We start from the raw sequence: 18401 nt of genomic DNA, 5'->3' as shown, positions 1-18401 counted from the left end.
TCTATTACGGCAAGTTCCACGCGCTCAAGAACATCAATCTGGACATTCCGGAGAAAAAGGTCACGGCCTTCATCGGGCCGTCCGGTTGCGGCAAGTCGACGCTGCTGCGCACCTTCAACCGCATGTACGCGCTCTATCCCGAGCAGCGCGCGCAGGGCGAGATCGTGGTCGACGGCCAGAACATCCTCGAGTCCGGCCTGGACGTCAGCCTGATCCGCGCCAAGGTCGGCATGGTGTTCCAGAAGCCGACGCCGTTCCCGATGTCGATCTACGACAACATCGCCTTCGGCGTGCGCCTGTTCGAAGACCTGCCCCGCGTCGAAATGGACGAGCGCGTCGAGTGGGCGCTGCGCAAGGCGGCGCTGTGGAACGAGGTGAAGGACAAGCTGCAGCAGTCCGGCGCGGGCCTGTCGGGCGGGCAGCAGCAGCGCCTGTGCATTGCCCGCGGCATCGCCATCAAGCCCGAGGTGCTGCTGCTCGACGAGCCCTGCTCGGCGCTGGATCCGATCTCCACCGGCAAGATCGAGGAGCTCATCCACGAGCTCAAGAGCGACTACACCGTTGCCATCGTGACCCACAACATGCAGCAGGCTGCGCGCTGCTCGGACTACACGGCCTATATGTACCTGGGCGACCTGATCGAGTTCGGCCCCACGGCCGAGCTGTTCATGAAGCCCAAGCGCAAGGACACTGAGGACTACATCACCGGTCGCTTCGGCTGATCAAGGAGACGGTATGGTGGACAAGCATCTCTCGACCCAATTCGATGCCGAGCTCAGCGGCATCTCGACCCGCGTGCTCGAAATGGGCGGCCTCGTCGAGGCCCAGGTGGCGCAGGCCGTGCAGGCCCTCGTCGATTTCTCGGCCGAGTCGGCCGACGACGTGCTGGCCAAGGAAGAGCGCGTGAACGCGATGGAAGTGGAGATCGATCGCGATCTCTCCAGCATCATCGCCCGCCGCCAGCCCACGGCCCGCGACCTGCGCCTGCTGATCGCCATCAGCAAGAGCATCGCCAACCTGGAGCGCGTCGGCGACGAGGCCGCGCGCGTCGCGCGCACCGTGCAGCGCCTGGTGGCCAGCGGCGTCTCCAGCCGCATGCGGCTGCCGATGTCCGATCTGGCCTACGAGGCCGAGCTGGCCACCGGCCAGCTGCGCAAGGCGCTGGACGCCTTCGCGCGCCTGGACGTGGAGCGGGCACTGGACGTGCTCAAGCATGACGACGAGATCGACAAGGAGTTCGACGGCCTGCTGCGCAAGCTCATCACCTACATGATGGAAGACCCGCGCACCATCTCCTCGTCCATCGACCTGGTCTTCGTCGCCAAGGCCATCGAGCGCGTCGGCGACCACGCGAAGAACCTGGCCGAGGTGACCATTTACGTGGTCAAGGGCCAGGACGTCCGGCACACCTCGCCCGAGGCTGTCGAGACCATGGTGAGGTGAGCATGAGTCGTGTTCTCGTTGTCGAAGACGAATCGGCGATCGCCGAGCTGATCTCCATCAACCTGCGCCACGCCGGGTTCGAGGTCACGCTGGCCGCCAGTTCCGCGCAAGCCCAATACGAGGTGGACCGGGTGCTGCCCGATCTCGTCGTGCTGGACTGGATGCTGCCGGGTCAGAGCGGCGTGGCGCTGGCTCGCCAATGGCGCAGCACGGCGCGCACCAAGGAGCTGCCCATCATCATGCTGACGGCGCGCGCCGAGGAGGGGGACAAGATCTCCGGCCTCGATGCGGGTGCCGACGACTACGTCACCAAGCCCTTCTCGACCAACGAGCTGCTGGCGCGCATCCGTGCGGTGCTGCGCCGCAAGGCGCCCGAGGCCTTGGACAGCGCGGTCGAGGTCGGCCCGCTGCTGCTGGATCCGGGTACGCGCCGTGTCAGCCGCGACGGCGCCGAGGTCAAGCTGGGCCCCACCGAGTTCCGCCTGCTGCACTTCCTGATGACGCACCCGGAGCGCGTGCACAGTCGCTCGCAGCTGCTGGATCGTGTCTGGGGCGACCACGTCTTCATCGAGGAGCGCACCATCGACGTCCACGTCAAGCGCCTGCGCGAGGCACTGGAGCGCGTGCAATGCGCGCGCATGATCGAGACCGTCCGCGGCGCCGGCTACCGGCTGACGCAGCAGAGCAGCGTGCTCCCCGCCTGAACCCACGTCCGGCCTCATGACCTGGTTGTTGTCTCGGCTCCTGATGGCCCTCGGGGCCGCGTTGTTCGGGTTTGTCGTCGGCGCGGTCGTGCAATCGGCCACGGGCATCGACAGCCTTGCCCTGGGTCTCGGCGTCGTCGCCGGCGTGCTGCTGGTGCTGCTCGTGGACGCGGTGCGCGGCAACCGGCTGTTGAGCTGGCTGCGCGGCAACCAGCACGACAGCGCGCCGCGCGACACCGGGCTGTGGGGCGAGCTGGGCTACCGCGTCGAGCGCGCCATGCGCGACCGCGACCGCGCGGTGGCGCGCGGCCGGCTGGAGCTGGAGCAGTTCCTGTCCGCCATCGAGGCCTCGCCCAACGGCGTGCTGCTGCTGGACTCGCACGAGCAGATCGTCTGGTGCAACCGCGTTGCGGCCGACCATTTCGCGCTCGACCCGCAACGTGACCTGCTCCAGCGCATCACCAACCTCGTGCGCGCGCCGGCCTTCGTCGCCTATCTGCAGGCTGGCAGCTATGCCGAGCCGCTGGTTCTAGGCAACGGCCGCGGCCCGGGCACGCTGTCCATCATCGTGCGCGAGTACGGCGAGGGCATGCGCCTGGTGCTGACACTGGACATCACCGAGCGCGTGCGCAACGAGGCGATGCGGCGCGACTTCGTCGCCAACGTCTCGCACGAGATCCGTACGCCGCTGACCGTGCTGTCGGGGTTCATCGAGACCTTGCACACGCTGCCGCTGACGGCGGTCGAGCGCGAACGCGTCATCGCGCTGATGACGCAGCAGACCGACCGCATGCAGACCCTGGTGGCCGATCTGCTGACGCTGGCCCAGCTGGAGGGCAGCCCGCGCCCGGCGCCGGACCGCTGGGTGGGCCTGGACGGCCTGCTGCTGCGCATTGCGGCCGATGCCGAGGCCTTGTCAGGCGGCCGCCATCGGCTGCGCCTGACGCCGGGTACCGGCGTGGAGCTGGCCGGTGTCGAGAGCGAGCTGCTGAGCGCCGTCGCCAACCTCGTCACCAACGCCGTGCGCTACACGCCGGATGGGGGCGAGATCGAGGTGGCCTGGCGGCTGCTGGAGGATGGCAGCGGCGAGCTGACCGTCATTGACACGGGTCCGGGCATCGCCCGCGAGCACATTGCCCGCCTGACCGAGCGCTTCTACCGCGTCGATGGCAGCCGCTCGCGCGAGACCGGCGGCACGGGTCTGGGCCTGTCCATCGTCAAGCACGTCATGCAGCGCCATGGCGGCGAGCTGATGATCCAGAGCGAGGTCGGCAAGGGCTCGCGCTTCCGCCTTGTCTTCCCCGCAGCGCGCATGCGCCACACCAGCGACTCGGCCCTGGGCGACGAGGCCGCCTTCAGCGGCGCCGCGGCCCTGTCGGATCACTGACGCCTCAGCAGCAAGAGGCTGGGGCTGCGGTCCGTCGGCTTTTGCATCTCGGCCAGGACGTGCCAACCTGCGGGCGTCGGGCGGCCGGCAGCGAGAATGGCGTAGGGGCAGCTTGACGCCGCCAGGGAACCGCTGCCCTGCACGTGCCAGCCGCCATGCCATTCCAGCGCGGCCAGGACCGGCAGGCCCTGGTCCGGCGCCGCCAGGCATTGCGCGTCGGCCGGGATGTAGGCCTTGATCTGTGCCACCAGGGGTGCAAGGCTGCGGGCGTAGTCCAGCGGCGGCAACAGCAGCGTCATGGCCAGCAGCCAGCCCAGCGCCACGCCGCCAGCCGGCAGGGCCAGGCTCTTCCACAGCGCATGGCGATGGCGGGCGGTACGCCAGCGCACCAGGGCCAGCCAGGCGGCGCTTGCCACCAGTGCCAGCACGAAGGCGCGCAGCCCGAAATGCGGCTCGAAGCCCGCGGCCAGGCGACGCATGTTGGCCAGCGGCGTCTTCGGCCAGCCGGTGTGCATCGAGACGTAGTAGAGCCAGGCGAACAGCCCCGTGGCGCTGAAGAAGAACACCGAGAACCAGTCGACTGCCGCGGAGAAGCCGCGCGAGAGCGTGGGCAGGGCGAAGGCGGCGAGGATGGCGAGCGACGGCAGGGCGAGCAGCAGCGCGCGATCCGACCCCTCCATCGCAATGCAGGCGATCAACGGGACGAGCAGGGCGCTGACCGGTACCGTGATGTGGCGGCGCAGGCCATGACGGCGCCAGCGCCACAACGTCCACAACGCCAGCGGGCCGGAGGGCCAGCAGAACCAGGCCAGCAGGCTCAGCAACTGGCCGATCTCGATACCGGGCTTGACGCGCCAGGCCCAGCCCTCGAAGGTCCAGGCGGCGAGCCCGGCCAGCACGAGTGCGCCAATCAGCCACAGACCCAGCGCCTTGGCCTCCTGGTAGCTTGACCGCCGGTTGAGCACCACACCCAGCAGGCCGAGGATGCAGGCGACGGTCGGCGCGCCGCTGGCGGCCAGCACCGGCAGCGCGAGCAGCACGGCCCAACGCGCCCGGCCGGGGCGAAAGGGCGCGGCGGCCAGGCCGTAGATGTAGACGGAAATGGCCAGCAGCTGCAGCAGCTCGGGCGTCGTCTCGTGGCCGAGCCGCAGCAGGCCCAGCGAGGCCATCAGCGCAAGCAGCGCGCCGTCGGCCAGCGCGCGGGCGTAGTCCACGGCCTGGGCCTCGCCGCCGAAGGCGAAGGCGACCGGCTGTGCCGCCTCGGTACGGGCGAGGTGGAAGCAGGTGTACCAGACAGCCACCAGCACGCCGACCAGCACCAGCGCGTAGGGCAGGCGGGCCGCGACGGGCTCGTCGAGAAAGGGCAGGGCCTTGATGGCCAGCGCGCCCAGCCAGTAGGGCAGCGGCCCGCCCTCGGCCGGAATGCCGGCGATGGCGGGCTGCCACCAGGGCGCGCGCCCCTCGGCGATGCTGGCCATGAAGCCGAAGGCCGTCAGGTCGGCATTGCGCCAGGGATTGCGACCGAAGATGCCGGGCAGCACATAGGCCGCGCACAGCAGGATCAGCGCCAGGCGCGGCAGGCGTTCGGCGCCGCGTTCGGCGACGATGGCGGGGGTGGGGAGATTCACGCGAGAAGGCTTGGATCGAGTCGGCCGGCATGATGCCGCAGAACGGACGGGCCGGCCGCTGGCGCCTATGACAAAGGAGGGCCAGGGCTGCAGAAACGACAAAGGGCAGCCTGGAGGCTGCCCTTGCGCTCGACAAGCGGTGCGAGACCGCCGCGACGAATTACTTCTTGAGGTGAGCGAACTTGTTGCGGAACTTCTCGACGCGGCCGCCCAGGTTGTCCACGCTCTTCTGCGTGCCCGTGTAGAAGGGGTGCGACTCGCTGGTGGTTTCCAGCTTCACCAGCGGCATGGTCTTGCCGTCGATCTCGATGGTTTCCTTGGTCTGGACGGTCGAGCGCGTCACGAACTGGAAGCCGTTGGACAGGTCAACGAACGCGACTTCGCGGTAGTTGGGGTGAATGCCTTCTTTCATGGGAACCTCTTGGCTTAGGTCGGGAGCCACATCAGCGCTGGCTGGTGCACTTTCCGAAGGTGTCTGGGCGGAAAACCGGCAATTGTAGCCGGCTTCCCTGCGGTTTGGCTAGTTTCGGGTGTGAGGCTTACCCGCCGCGCCGCATCATGTCGAAGAAGTCCAGGTTGTTCTTCGACGCCTTCATCTTGTCGAGGATGAACTCCATCGCCTCGATCTCGTCCATGTTGTAGAGCAGCTTGCGCAGGATCCAGCTCTTTTGCAGGATCTCGGGCTTGAGCAGCAACTCCTCGCGGCGGGTGCCCGACTTGTTGATCAGGATGGACGGGTAGACGCGCTTCTCGGCCATGCGCCTGTCCAGGTGGATTTCGCAATTGCCGGTGCCCTTGAACTCTTCGTAGATCACCTCGTCCATCTTGGAGCCGGTGTCGATGAGGGCCGTGCCGATGATGGTCAGCGATCCGCCTTCCTCGATGTTGCGCGCCGCGCCGAAGAAGCGCTTGGGGCGCTGCAGCGCGTTGGCGTCGACGCCGCCGGTCAGCACCTTGCAGGAGCTGGGCAGCACGTTGTTGTAGGCGCGGGCCAGGCGGGTGATCGAGTCCAGCAGGATGATCACGTCCTTCTTCAGCTCGACCAGACGCTTGGCGCGCTCGATGACCATCTCGGCCACCTGCACGTGACGGGCGGCGGGCTCGTCGAAGGTGGAGCTGATGACCTCGCCGCGCACGGTGCGCAGCATCTCGGTCACTTCCTCGGGGCGCTCGTCGACAAGCAGCACGATGAGGTGGCAGTCCGGATGGTTGGCGACCAGCGCATGGGCCAGGCTCTTCATCATCTCGGTCTTGCCCGTCTTGGGCTGCGACACGATCAGCGCACGCTGGCCTTTGCCGATGGGGGCGATCAGGTCGATGATGCGGCCGGTGATGTTCTCCTCGCCCTTGAAGCCTTCACGCTCGAGCTTGAACTGCTCCTTGGGGAACAAGGGCGTCAGGTTCTCGAACATGATCTTGTTCTTGCTCTCCTCCGGCGTCTGGTTGTTGACGCGGTCGACCTTCACGAGAGCAAAGTAGCGTTCGCCGTCCTTGGGCACGCGCACCTCGCCTTCCACCAGGTCACCGGTGTGCAGGTTGAAGCGGCGGATCTGGCTGGGCGACAGGTAGATGTCGTCCGTGGAGGCCATGTAGCTGGCCTCGATCGAGCGCAGGAAGCCGAAGCCGTCGGGCAGCACTTCGAGCACGCCATCGCCGAAGACCTGCTCGCCAGCCTTGGCGCGCTTCTTCATGATGGCGAACATCAGCTCCTGCTTGCGCAGGCGGGTGACGTTGTCGATTTCCAGCTCCTCGCCCATCTGGATGAGGGCGGAGACGTGGAGGGCTTTGAGTTCGGAAAGATGCATGGGTGAACACCCGTCAGGGGCCGCAGCGCCAGCCAAGGCGCTTGCGGCGTTATCACGGCCGCCCCGGAACAGCATCGAATGCCTACCGCTCAAACGGCGAACGGCGCGAATTCGACAACAAAGTGGAGGGAGGGGAGGCCGAGTCCACGCTGGCTGGGCCTCTGGTTCGTGACCAGGCAACCCGGGGCGTGTTGGCTTTGGCTGCTGCGGCGAGGCACCGGGAGGCGCGCTGGGCGCCGCAGCAGTTGAACGCGATTATAGGTTCGCGTCGAGGAATGCGGTCAACTGGGCCTTGGAGAGGGCGCCGACCTTGGTCGCGGCGAGCTGGCCGTCCTTGAACAGCATCAGCGTCGGGATGCCGCGGATGCCGAACTTGGCCGGCACCTCGCGGTTCTCGTCCACGTTCATCTTGGCGATCTGCAGCTTGTCACCGTAGCCGGTGGCGACCTCGTCCAGGATGGGCGCGATCATCTTGCAGGGGCCGCACCATTCGGCCCAGTAGTCCACCAGCACCGGCTTGCCGGACTGGATCACGTCGGCGTCGAAGGACGCGTCGGAAACATGCTTGATCAATTCGCTGCTCATGGGAGGGTTCCTTGGCCTCAGAGGGTTGGCGGTCACCGCGGGTGGGGCCGTCCGAATAGGCAAAATCATTGTGACATAGCCACTTTTGCCCGGACGGCCACGAGGGTGACCGAAGAAGCGATGGCAGACATGAGGGTGGGAGGCCCGGATTGCAAGTAATCAGCCTGGGCCTGGCGCCCGGAGAAGACATCGAGGCCTTCTGGCGGCGCGTCGCCGCCGGCTGCGCCGACTGGCTGCAGGGTCAGGGTGCGCCGCTGCGCGACGCCGTGCTGCTGCTGCCGTTCGCACAGCAACTGGCCCCCGCGCGGCGCGCCTTCATGGCCCGCGGCGGCTGGCTGCCGCGCATCACGACCAGCCACAGCCTGGCCTCGGCCCTCGGGCCGACGGCGCTGGCGTCGCCGGACCAGCTCTCCGGCGACGCCGCCATCGACGCCTTCACGGCCGACCGCCTGCTGGCCGGCCAGAGCTGGGTGCAGCCACTCAAGCGCGGCAACCCGCGCGACTATCGCGTCGCGCTGGCCCGACTTGTCGATACCGCCCAGGCTCTGTCCCGCGCCGCCGCCCAGGTGCCGCCTGGGCAGCGCCCGGCCTTCCTGGACGCGGCGCGCCAGCGTCTGGCCGCGCTGGACGCCGGCCCCGGCCTGCTGGAACGGGCTCTGGCCCAGGTGGCGCTGGCCTGGGTCGCGTCCGACGAGCGCCGCCCGGCCACCGACAGCTTGTTCGCGCTGCGCCCCAGCGCCTGGATCTGGCTGCGCGCCGGTGGTCCCGACCCGCTGGCCCAGGCGCTGCTGGCGGGCGACGTGCCGGCCTTGTGCCTGGACGCTGACCTGGACCTCGACCAGGCCTGGACCGGCTTCACGCCCGCCGCACGCTCCGAGGATGCCGTTGCGCCGGACTTCGAGACGCTGGCCGCGCAGACCGCCACTGCCGTCATCCAGCATCTCAACGCCGGTCGACGGCCCGTCGCGCTGCTGGCCCAGGACCGCGTCGTCATCCGCCGCGTGCGCGCGCTGCTGGCGCGCCAGGGCGTGCCGGTGCACGACGAGACCGGGTGGACGCTGGCGACCACGCCTGCCGCAGCGGCGCTGATGGCGCTGCTTCGCGCAGCGTTGGCCGGTGGCGCCCTGGACGACTGGCTGGCCTGGCTGAAATCGTCCCTAGCCGCCGACTGGGACGTCGCGGGTCTGGAGGCGCGCTGCCGACGCTTCGGCTGGCGCCAGGCGGCGCAGCTTGACGCGGCAGCGCTGCCGCCCGCGCTGGGCGCGACCTGGCAGCGAGCGCGCCGCCAGCTCGAACCGCTGGCCGGCGGCGCGCGCTCGCTGGGTGGCTGGCTGGTGGCGCTGGGCCAGGCGCTGCACGGCCTGGCGCCACTGACCGAGGTCGAAGGCGGGGAGGCGCTGCTGGAGACGCTGTGGATCTCGCGCAACCCCTGGGCCGGCAGTGCCCACGAAGCGGCGCTGGCGCAGACGCGGCTGCGCCCTGACGAATTCCTGGCCTGGGTGGACGAGACGCTGGAGGCCGCCCAGTTCAAGTCCGCCGAGGAGGTGGCGGCTGCCGAGGTCGTCATCACGCCGCTGGCGCGCGCGATGCTGCGGCCCTTCGGAGCCATCGTGCTGCCCGGCGCGGATGCGGCGACGTTGGGGCCGGTCAATCCACAGGCCGGCCTGCTGTCCGACGCCGACGCGGCCGCACTGGGCCTGCCCAGTTTGGCGGAGCGCCGCGAGGCCGAGGCGCTGGGCTTTGCGCAGCTGCTGCGCGCGCCGGTCCTGACCCTGCTGCGTTGCACCTTCGCGGGCGCCGAGCCCTTGCCGGCCAGCCCGCTGCTTGAGCGTCTGGCCGGCGCCGCGGCCCGGGCGGGCCTGGTGCTGCCGCAGTGGTTCGACGAGCGCGTGTCCGGCGCCGCGCCGTCGCAGCCGCGGGCCCGCGCCGCCGCCGATGCCGGCGGCCGCCTGCCGGCCGCCTTGAGCGCCAGCGCCATCGACGCATTGCGCAACTGCCCCTACCAGTTCTTCAGCCGCGTCGTGCTGGGCCTGCGCGAGGCCGACGAACTGGAGCAGGAGACCACCAAGCGCGACTACGGCACCTGGCTGCATGCGGTGCTGAAGCGCTTCCACGAGTCGCGCGCCGGGGACGACGATGCCGCCCTGCGCGCGGCGGCCGAGGCCGAGCTGGCGCTGCTGGATGCGGCCGACTTCCTGCCCTTCTCGGCTGCCTTCGAACGCCTGCGCCCGCTCTACCTGGCGTGGCTGGCCGAGACCGAGGCAGGTGGACAGCGCTTCGCCGCTGGCGAGGTGGACCGCCAATGCACGCCCTTTGCGGCGCCGCTGGACGCTCTGGTGGTCAGGGGGCGTATCGACCGCATCGACGACTCGCCCGCGGGCACCTGGCTGCTGGACTACAAGACCGGCGACGCCAAGGGGCTCAAGGACAAGGTCGCCGCCAGGCTGGAGGACACCCAGCTCGCCACCTATGCGCTGCTCAGCGGAGCCGGGCCGGGGCTGCAGGCGGCCTACCTCGTGCTGGACGACGGCAAGGGCATCGTGCTGCTGCCGCACGAGGACGTCGGCGACACGGCGCGGGCGTTGCGCGACGGCCTGCAGGCCGATCTCCTGGCCATCCGTGACGGAGCCCCGTTGCCGGCGCTGGGCGAAGGCAAGGTCTGCGATTTCTGTGAAGCGCGCGGCTTGTGCCGCAAGGATGACTGGGGCCCCATGCCTGCGAATACGCAGACTGCGCCCCCAGGGGGCGCCGGCGCCCTTGGGAGCGGCCCGACGGACGGAGACTGGACATGAGCGGCGCCGAACTCGCCTATTGGGCCGATGGCCAACGCATTCCGCGCGAGCATTTCTATGCGCTCGCCTGCGACCCGGCGCGCAGCATCGTCGTCGAGGCCTGCGCCGGCGCGGGCAAGACCTGGATGCTGGTGTCGCGCATCCTGCGAGCACTGCTGGCCGGCGCCGAGCCGCAGCAGATCGTCGCCATCACCTTCACGCGCAAGGCCGCCGGCGAGATGCGCGAGCGCCTGGCCGAATGGCTGGCCGAGTTCGCGCGGGCGCCGGAGGCCGAGCAGCTCGCGGCGCTGAACCAGCGCGGCATCGCGGCCGACGAGGCCGTCGTGCTGCGGCCGCGCCTGGCCACGCTGCAGGCCGAGCTGCTGCGCGGCGGCCGGGCGGTCGAGGTGCGCACCTTCCATGGCTGGTTCTCGCAACTGCTGCGAGCGGCGCCGCTGGCCTTCCTGCAGGAGCAGGGCATCGCGCCGGAGCTGCAGCTCGTCGAGGACGAGGAAGAGCTGATGCCCACGCTGTGGCGGCGCTTCCACGTCGCCGTGCTGGCGGACGAGGCGCTGCGAGCCGACTTCCAGGCGCTGACGCAGTCGCGCGGCCGCTTCAGCCTGCGCGAGTGGCTGCTGGGCGCCTTCGCCAAGCGTGTGGAGCTGCGGCTGGCCGAGGCCGCCGGCGTGCTGGAGAACAGCCTGCCGGGCGCGGCGCAGCTGCTGGGCACGACGCCCGAGCAGTTCTTCGCGCACCTGCGCGAACCTTTGCTCGCGCTGGCCCGCCAGCTCGGTCAGGCCAAGGGCAAGAAGGCGCAGGATGCCGCCACGGCGCTGGAGCAGGCCGAGGACTTCGAGGCCTGCTTCGCCGCGCTGTTCACTCAGAAGGGCGAGCCGCGCAAGCTGGGCGTAACCAGCCCGGACCTGGACGAGTTGTGCGAGGAGCTGCAGCGACTGCAGGCGGCCATCGCGCAGCAGCGTGCCGCCGACGAACATGCCGCGATGCGCCGCCTTGCCCTGGTGCTGGTGGGCCACTTCGAGGCCTTGAAGCGCGAACGCGGCCTGGTCGACATGAACGACCTGGAGCGCGGCGCGCTCGCGCTGCTGGGCGACGCGCAGACCGCCGGCTGGGTGCAGCAGCGCCTGGACGCCCAGGTGCGCCACCTGCTCATCGACGAGTTCCAGGACACCAGCCCGCTGCAGTGGCAGGCCTTGCACGGCTGGCTGCAGGCCTATGCCGGCGCGGGTGCGGGCTCGCCGCTGTCGGTCTTCATCGTCGGCGACCCCAAGCAGAGCATCTACCGCTTCCGCCGCGCCGACCCGCGCGTCTTCGCTGCCGCGCAGGACTTCGTCTGCGCGGGCCTGGCCGGCGTGCGCCTCGCCTGCGACCACACCCGGCGCAACGCGCCCGAGGTGCTGGCCGCTGTCAACGCGGCCTTCGACGGCGCGCAGCGCGCCGGTGCCTATGAGGGCTTTCGCCTCCACACCACCGAGGTGGCGGAGGTGGACGGCCTGGCCGGGCTGTGGGCGCTGGACGCCGAGGTCACGGCCCCGGCCGTGCAGGACGAGATCGACCCGCTGCGCTGGCGCCCCAGCCTGACCGAGGCCCGCCACGAGGCCGAGGTCAGCCGGCGCGCGCCGGAGTGCGAGCGCGTCTGCGCGGCCATCGTGGGCCTGCTGAGGGCGCGGCCCGAGCTGAAGCCCGGCGACCTTTTCGTGCTGGCCCGCAAGCGCGACCCGCTGCGCCAGCTCAGCGCCGCGCTGACGGCGGCCGGCGTGCCCCATGCCGCGCCCGAGGAGCAGCCGCTGGCCGAGCTGCCCGACGTGGCCGACCTGCTGGCGCTGCTGGATGCGCTGGCCTCGCCGGGCCACGACCTGTCGCTGGCGCATGCGCTGCGCAGCCCGCTGTTCGGCGCGACCGAGGCCGATCTGCTGACGCTGGCCGAGGCCGCCGGTACGGCCGAGTGGCTGGGGCGCCCGCCTGCCGAGCGGCGCCGCTGGTGGGACGCGCTGCAAGGCCTGGAAGCGCCCAGCCCGGCGCTGGCGCGGGCGCAAGGACTGCTGCGCGACTGGGCCGGGCAGGCCCGGCTGCGCACGCCGCACGAGCTGCTGGACCGCATCGTCGACGAGGGCGAACTGCTGGCGCGCATCGCGGCGGCCGTGCCCGCGGCCGATGCGGCCGTGCGACTGCAGAGCGTGCAGGCGCTGCTGCAGGCGGCGCTTGAGCTGGACGGTGGCCGTTATGCCCAGCTCTACGGCTTCGTGCGGGCGCTGAAGAGCCGGCCCGTCAAGTTCGTGCCCGCCGCGGCGCCGGACGCGGTGCAGCTGCTGACCATCCATGGCGCCAAGGGCCTCGAAGCCGAGGTGGTCTTCCTGCTCGACACCGATGCCGCGCCGCCCAAGGCCGAGACGCTGGGCCTGCTGCTGGACTGGCCGGTGGGCCATCCGGCGCCGCGCCGCGCGGCCTTCCTGGCCTCGGAGGCCAGGCCGCCGCCGTCGCTGCAGGCGCTGGTCGACGAGGAGCGCCGCGAGCGCGAGCGCGAGGAGCTCAACGGCCTCTATGTCGCGCTGACGCGGGCGCGTCGCGCGCTGGTGCTGAGCCATACGCCCAGTCGCAGCCAGGCGACGAGTTGGTGGGACCGGCTGCAGCCGCTGGCGCGCTCCTGGCCCCTGGCGCTGGACGGCGGCGTGAGCACCGACGGCGCCGCGCCGCGGCTCCAGTCGCTGCCGCGCTGGCAGGCGCCGCCGGTCGCGCCCCAGCGGGACGCCTCCGCCCGCGACGCCCGCCAGGCCAAGGTCGGCGAGGCCTTGCATCGCGTGCTGGAATGGGTCTCGGCGCCCGACCAGGCACAGCCACTGGACGTGCTGATGGCCGCGTCGGCCCAGGCCTTTGGCCTCGACGCCAGGTCGCGCGAACAGCTGGCCGTTGCCGCCAAGGCCATCCTCGCCAGCCCCGACTGCCGGCCCTTCTTCGACCCCGCCGAGCTGCTCTGGGCCGGCAACGAGGTGGCGGTGGGGCAGGGCGGCGAAGACCAGCGCATCGACCGCCTCGTGCAGCGCCGCGATGGCTCGTGGTGGGTGCTGGACTACAAGCTGGGCGCCACGCCGGAGCGCGAGACGGCCTATCTGGCGCAGATGCGCGGCTATGTCGCGGCGGTGCAGGCGCTGCAGCCGGACGAGCCCGTGCGGGCCGCGTTGATCAGTGGCACCGGACGCTTCATTCTTGTCGACTAGAATGGCGGGCTTGATCGGGGCGTAGCGCAGCCTGGTAGCGCATCTGCTTTGGGAGCAGAGGGTCGCGAGTTCGAATCCCGCCGCCCCGACCAAACCTTTCCGGCAACCCGCCCTGGCTCCGCGCCACGGCGGGTTTCTTTTTTTTTGAAGCCGCCCGGGATTTTGATCCGAGGGCATCCCCCGAAGCCCGACCGATCGGTCGACCGGGACAATCCGCAGTTTTTGCTTCAACCCAGGCGGGGCCACAAGCGCCGCCCGAGATCCCATGGCACTCCAACACCTGACCGACGAGCAGATCGCCACCTGGACACGCGCCCAAAAGGACGAGTGGTGGTTCAAGAACGTCTTTCGCGGCGACATGGCGCAGCTGACGCTGCGCTCGGGCTTCACCGGCTTCCTGCTCGGCGGCATCCTCTCTGCCACGGGGCTGTACATCGGCGCCAAGACCGGCATCGCCATCGGCGTGGGCCTGACCTCGGTGATCCTGGCCTTCGCGCTGTTCCGTGCGCTGCACGCCAGCGGTTTCGCCCAGGACTACACCATCCTGGAGAACAACTGCACCCAGTCCATCGCCACCGCGGCGGGCTATGTGGCCACGCCGCTGTTCTCCAGCCTCGCGGCCTACATGCTGGTGACCGGCATCATCCCGCCCTGGTGGCAGCTGATGATCTGGATCTTCGTCGTCGCGCTGATCGGCGTGCTGCTGGCCTTCCCGCTGAAGCGCCGCTTCATCAACGAGGACCAGGCGCCGTTCCCCGAAGGCCGCGCCTGCGGCGTGGTGCTGGACTCGCTCTACCACGGCGCCGGTGACGAAGGCATCTTCAAGGCCAAGCTGCTGGGCGTCGTTGGCGGCTTCACGGCGCTCTACCAGGCCTTGGTCAGCGATGGCTGGATGAAGCTGGTGCAGTTCAAGATCCTGATGCTGGACAAGTGGGCCGGCGTGAAGGAGCCCTGGCATCTGCACGAGCGCCTGGACCAGTACTACTACGCCTGGGCCGGCAAGACGACGGCGCTCATCCCCACCATCCTGGGCACGGACATCCGCCAGCTGGGCCTGCGCGTCACGCTGGACGCCGCCATGCTGGGCGTCGGCGGCCTGATGGGCATGGCCGTCGCGACGAGCTGCTTCCTGGGTGGCTTCATCAATTTCGCCGTGCTGGCGCCGCTGATGATCCAGGCCGGCGACATCGCGCCGCGCCTGGGCGCCGATGGCGTGCTGGTGCCGCTGAACCGCGCCGAGATCGTCAACCAGTGGTCGCTGTGGTGGGGCGTGACGATGATGGTCGTCGGCGCCCTGGTCGGCCTGCTGGCCAAGCCCGAGATCTTCAAGAGCGCCTTCAAGCGCAAGCCCGCGGCCGCCAAGGGCGGCGGCAACGACCTGCTGAAGGACATCGAGGTGCCGCTGTGGATCAGCTACATCGGCGTGCCGGTGTTCAGCGTGCTGGGCAGCTACGTGACCCATGTCTTCTTTGGCGTGCCGTTCTGGCTGGCGCTGGTGTCGCTGCCGCTGATCTTCGTGCTGACCATCATCTGCACCAACTCCATGGCGCTGACCTCCTGGACGCCCACGGGCTCGCTGTCCAAGATCACGCAGTTCACGATGGGTGCCATCGACCGCAGCAACCCCGGCTCCAACCTGCTGCCGGCCGGCATGACCAGCGAGATCGCGTCCAACGCGGCCAACCTGCTGTCCGACATCAAGCCCGGCTACATGCTGGGCGGCAAGCCGCGCCACCAGGCCATAGGCCACGTCATCGGCAACCTGGCCGGCGTGCTGGTCTGCGTGCCGCTGTTCTACCTGCTGTTCCTGACGCCTGATGCCCATGGCGTGCGCAGCGTGTCGACGCTGGTGTCCGACCAGTTCGCAATGCCCGCAGCCCTGCAGTGGAAGGGCGTGGCCGACATCATTGCCAAGGGTCTGAAGGGCCTGCCGACGTCGGCGCTGATCTCGATGGGCGTCGCCGCCCTGGCCGCCGTGGCCATGGAGATCGCCCGCATCAAGACCAAGGGCCGTTTCCCGATATCGGCCGTTGCCACGGGCCTGGGCGTCGTGCTGCCGCCGGAGTCCGTGCTGGCCATGTTCGTCGGCGCGCTGGTCTTCTTCATCATGGGCCGCAAGCACAAGACGCCCGGCACGAAGGGCTGGCGCGTCTGGGTCGACGGCATGGAGCCGATCTGCGCCGGTCTCATCTCCGGCGCCGCGCTGATGGGCATCGGCAACGCCATCATCAACGTGCTGATTTGATAATCAGGTTTTCGTCTGCCCGTAGCTCAACTGGATAGAGCAGCTGCCTTCTAAGCAGCAGGTCGGGGGTTCGAGTCCCTCCGGGCAGGCCAAATTTAGCGCCGACAACATCCGCCAACGTCCAAGGCGCCTAGCCGTTTCAACGGTTTAGGCGCCTTTATTGTTCGTGGACGTCCGAGGATGGCCCTTTACAGCCAGGGGGGACAGGGGGAACATCCAGGGGAACAAATCGGCGATTCCCCCGCAGTGGGGGAATACGTTCCCCCAAGAGGCCGTTCCCCATGCTCACAGACGCCGCCTGCCGCAACGCCAGTTGCCCCGCTGACAAGCCTCGCGCCCGGTTCGCTGATGCTGGGGGCCTGTACCTCGAAGTGGCGGCGACCGGCTCCAAGCGCTGGTTTGTGAAGTACCGGTTCGGCGGCAAGGAGAAGCGCCTGGCGCTGGGCAACTACCCGCTGGTCAGCCTCAAGGACGCCAGGGAAGGGCGCGACAAGGCCCGCAAGGCGCGGAGCGAGGGTGAAGACCCTGTCCAGGCCCGTCGCGTCGCCAAGGTCATCAGCAAGGCTGCCGGCGCCCAGACCTTCGAGGCCGTGGCCCGCGAGTGCTTCGAGACGAAGAAGGTCGGCTGGAGCCCGAAGTACGCCGCCCGCTGGATCGAGCGCATGGAGAAGGATCTGTTCCCCCACATCGGCGCCATGCCCATGGGGAACATCACCGCCCCGTTGCTGCTGGACGCGCTGCGCCGGGTGGAGAAGCGTGGGGCCATCGAGACCGCGCACACGCTGCGCCAGACCGCCGGCCAGGTGTTTCGCTACGGCGTCCAGACCGGTCGCTGCGAGCGTGACCCGGCTCCCGACCTCAACGGCGCGCTGCAGCCGGTGAAGGTGAAGCACATGGCGGCGCTGCTGGAGCCGGCCGGCGCTGGTGACCTGATGCGCGCCATCGACGCCTACTCTGGCCAGCCAGCGACCCGCGCTGCGCTGCTGCTGTCGGCCCTGCTGTTCCAACGCCCGGGCAACATCCGGGCGATGGAGTGGGCCGAGGTCGACATCGACGCCGGCCTGTGGACGATCCCGGCCGCCAAGATGAAGCGCACCCTGCACGGCAAGGAGAACGGCCGCCCGCACCTGGTGCCGCTGGCGCCGCAAGCTGTGGCGGTCCTGAAGGAACTGCAGCCGCTCACGGGCCACGGCCGCTACGTGTTCCCGTCGCTGCTGACCGGCGAGAAGTGCATGAGCGAGAACACCGTTCGCGTCGCGCTGCGCCGGCTGGGCTACAGCAACGGCGAGATGACCCCGCACGGCTTCCGCGCGATGGCCCGCACGCTGATCGTCGAGCGTCTGCCCGGCGTGTCGCCTGACGTCATCGAGGCCCAGCTCGCGCACGGCAAGTCTGGGCCGTTGGGCATGGCCTATGACCGCGCCGAGTTCATGGCGCAGCGCAAGACCCTCATGCAGGCCTGGGCGGATTACCTCGACCAGCTCCGGGTCGGCGCCCAGGTGCTCCAGTTCAAGAAGGGGTGAGCGTCGCGGCGACCCGCGCCGGTGTCGCTTGACATCTCACCGTCGTTGCGTAGCATGTAGAAACATGAAAGGATATACATCATGGACCTGCAAGTAGCGAAATGGGGCAACAGCTTGGCCCTGCGGATTCCGTCCGAGGTCGTGCGCCGGCTTGGCCTGCGCGAAGGTGCGACCGTGGAAGCGCAGCTCACTGTCGATGGCGCCCTGTCTATTCGGCCGGCTCAGTGGGATCGCAAGGCCTTTGCCGTCGAACTGACCGAGGCGCGTGGCACCATGCCGATGAGCGCCCCGGTGATCGATGAAATGCGTAGCAGCGCCCGGTACTGACATGGTCTATGTCGACACCAGCGTGCTCGTGCCGCTGTTCTTGAACGAGCCGCACAGCGCGGCAGCCGCCGACTGGTACTCGCGGGAGAAGGGCGAGCTTGTCGCCGCGGCTTGGTGTGTTCCGGAGTTTGCGAGCGCTCTCGGCATCAAGCAGCGCACCGGCGCCATCGATGCTCAGCAGGCCCAAGGTGCCTGGGCGCGCTTCGAGCGCATGGTGGCCGCGGACCTCCGGTTGCTGCCGGTCGAGCCAGCCCACTTCCATCGCGCTGCAGAACTGGTGCTGGATGCCGCGAGCGCGCTTCGTGCCGGCGACGCGCTTCACCTGGCGTGCGCCGAAGCTGCAGGAGCGAAGCACATGGCCACGCTCGATGATGTTCTGGGGCGCAATGCCCAGCGGTTGAAGATCAAGCCGGTTGCGCTGCGCAGCTCGGCCTGATGAACCCGGCGCCTCAGCGGGCCTGAGGCAAAGCGGCCGAGCCCAGAAGGTGAGATTTCTGGGCCGGCCTAACCACAACGTGCGACTGTAGGAGAAGCACATCATGGCTACCCAGACTGTATCTAACGACTTGGCGAGGACTTCGCGCTGCCCGACGGCGCCGACCTTCGCGCGCTCAGACCGAGCCAGCTATCGCGCCGCAGCGGAGGCTGCTGCGATCACTGACGCTCAGCGGGCGGCGTCCTACTCGGGGTGCTCTGTCAACTTTGGTGGGAATGAAGATCATCCAATCTTTCGCTTTTATCGGACAGCGG

14 protein-coding genes and 2 tRNA genes are annotated in these 18401 nt (G+C 69.4%); 12 read left to right on the top strand and 4 right to left on the bottom strand.

Annotated elements, in window-relative coordinates; translation table 11 throughout:
* The 4 genes from pstB to phoR form a co-directional block, all read left to right on the top strand.
* A partial coding sequence (gene pstB, locus JOY88_RS03210) for a phosphate ABC transporter ATP-binding protein PstB (RefSeq protein WP_293500337.1) occupies window positions 1–722 on the top strand: 722 nt, incomplete at its 5' end.
* Window positions 723–735: 13 nt separating this feature from the next.
* The gene (phoU, locus tag JOY88_RS03205) at window positions 736–1443 is read left to right on the top strand and encodes a phosphate signaling complex protein PhoU (protein ID WP_293500336.1); all 708 of its coding nucleotides are present in this window, start codon (window positions 736–738) and stop codon (window positions 1441–1443) included.
* 2 nt (window positions 1444–1445) lie between these two features.
* The gene (phoB, locus tag JOY88_RS03200; RefSeq protein WP_293500335.1) at window positions 1446–2147 is read left to right on the top strand and encodes a phosphate regulon transcriptional regulator PhoB; all 702 of its coding nucleotides are present in this window, start codon (window positions 1446–1448) and stop codon (window positions 2145–2147) included.
* Between the two features lie 16 nt (window positions 2148–2163).
* Window positions 2164–3534, top strand: a complete 1371-nt coding sequence (gene phoR / locus JOY88_RS03195) for a phosphate regulon sensor histidine kinase PhoR (protein ID WP_293500334.1) — start codon at window positions 2164–2166, stop codon at window positions 3532–3534.
* Here the strand turns inward: phoR and JOY88_RS03190 are convergent.
* The 4 genes from JOY88_RS03190 to trxA form a co-directional block, all read right to left on the bottom strand.
* The gene (locus tag JOY88_RS03190) at window positions 3528–5162 is read right to left on the bottom strand and encodes a hypothetical protein (RefSeq protein WP_293500333.1); all 1635 of its coding nucleotides are present in this window, start codon (window positions 5160–5162) and stop codon (window positions 3528–3530) included. The two genes, phoR and JOY88_RS03190, sit on opposite strands and share 7 nt — an antisense overlap.
* 160 nt (window positions 5163–5322) lie before the next feature.
* On the bottom strand, window positions 5323–5574 hold the full coding sequence (locus tag JOY88_RS03185; RefSeq protein ID WP_293500331.1) for a type B 50S ribosomal protein L31: 252 nt from the start codon (window positions 5572–5574) through the stop codon (window positions 5323–5325).
* A gap of 127 nt (window positions 5575–5701) precedes the next feature.
* Window positions 5702–6967 (bottom strand): transcription termination factor Rho, encoded by a 1266-nt coding sequence (gene rho / locus JOY88_RS03180; RefSeq protein WP_293500330.1) that lies wholly within the window; start codon window positions 6965–6967, stop codon window positions 5702–5704.
* Between the two features lie 255 nt (window positions 6968–7222).
* Window positions 7223–7552: a thioredoxin TrxA gene (gene trxA, locus JOY88_RS03175; protein ID WP_056195487.1), complete on the bottom strand. Its 330-nt coding sequence runs from the start codon at window positions 7550–7552 to the stop codon at window positions 7223–7225.
* A gap of 149 nt (window positions 7553–7701) precedes the next feature.
* On the opposite strand from trxA, the gene JOY88_RS03170 reads away from it, so the two are divergent.
* The 8 genes from JOY88_RS03170 (at window position 7702) to JOY88_RS03135 (ending at window position 18087) form a co-directional block, all read left to right on the top strand.
* The gene (locus JOY88_RS03170) at window positions 7702–10344 is read left to right on the top strand and encodes a PD-(D/E)XK nuclease family protein (RefSeq protein ID WP_293500327.1); all 2643 of its coding nucleotides are present in this window, start codon (window positions 7702–7704) and stop codon (window positions 10342–10344) included.
* Entirely contained in the window at window positions 10341–13556 is a 3216-nt protein-coding gene (locus tag JOY88_RS03165) for a UvrD-helicase domain-containing protein (protein ID WP_293500325.1), read from the top strand. Before JOY88_RS03170 ends, JOY88_RS03165 begins: the two co-directional genes overlap by 4 nt.
* Window positions 13557–13571: 15 nt before the next feature.
* Window positions 13572–13648, top strand: a tRNA-Pro gene (locus JOY88_RS03160).
* A gap of 173 nt (window positions 13649–13821) precedes the next feature.
* Window positions 13822–15801, top strand: coding sequence for an OPT family oligopeptide transporter (locus tag JOY88_RS03155; protein ID WP_293500323.1), 1980 nt, complete (start codon window positions 13822–13824; stop codon window positions 15799–15801).
* 15 nt (window positions 15802–15816) lie between these two features.
* A tRNA-Arg gene (locus JOY88_RS03150) sits at window positions 15817–15893 on the top strand.
* Window positions 15894–16082: 189 nt separating this feature from the next.
* Complete coding sequence (locus JOY88_RS03145) at window positions 16083–17324, top strand: tyrosine-type recombinase/integrase (protein ID WP_293500321.1); 1242 nt, start codon at window positions 16083–16085, stop codon at window positions 17322–17324.
* An 81-nt stretch (window positions 17325–17405) separates the two neighbouring features.
* Window positions 17406–17651, top strand: a complete 246-nt coding sequence (locus tag JOY88_RS03140; protein WP_524539180.1) for an AbrB/MazE/SpoVT family DNA-binding domain-containing protein — start codon at window positions 17406–17408, stop codon at window positions 17649–17651.
* A gap of 1 nt (window position 17652) precedes the next feature.
* Window positions 17653–18087 (top strand): type II toxin-antitoxin system VapC family toxin, encoded by a 435-nt coding sequence (locus JOY88_RS03135; RefSeq protein ID WP_293500319.1) that lies wholly within the window; start codon window positions 17653–17655, stop codon window positions 18085–18087.
* Window positions 18088–18401: the final 314 nt, after the last annotated feature.

It is taken from the genome of Roseateles sp. (assembly GCF_019237615.1).
Classification (GTDB): domain Bacteria; phylum Pseudomonadota; class Gammaproteobacteria; order Burkholderiales; family Burkholderiaceae_C; genus Pelomonas.
This window is presented reverse-complemented; position numbering and strand designations above follow the sequence as displayed.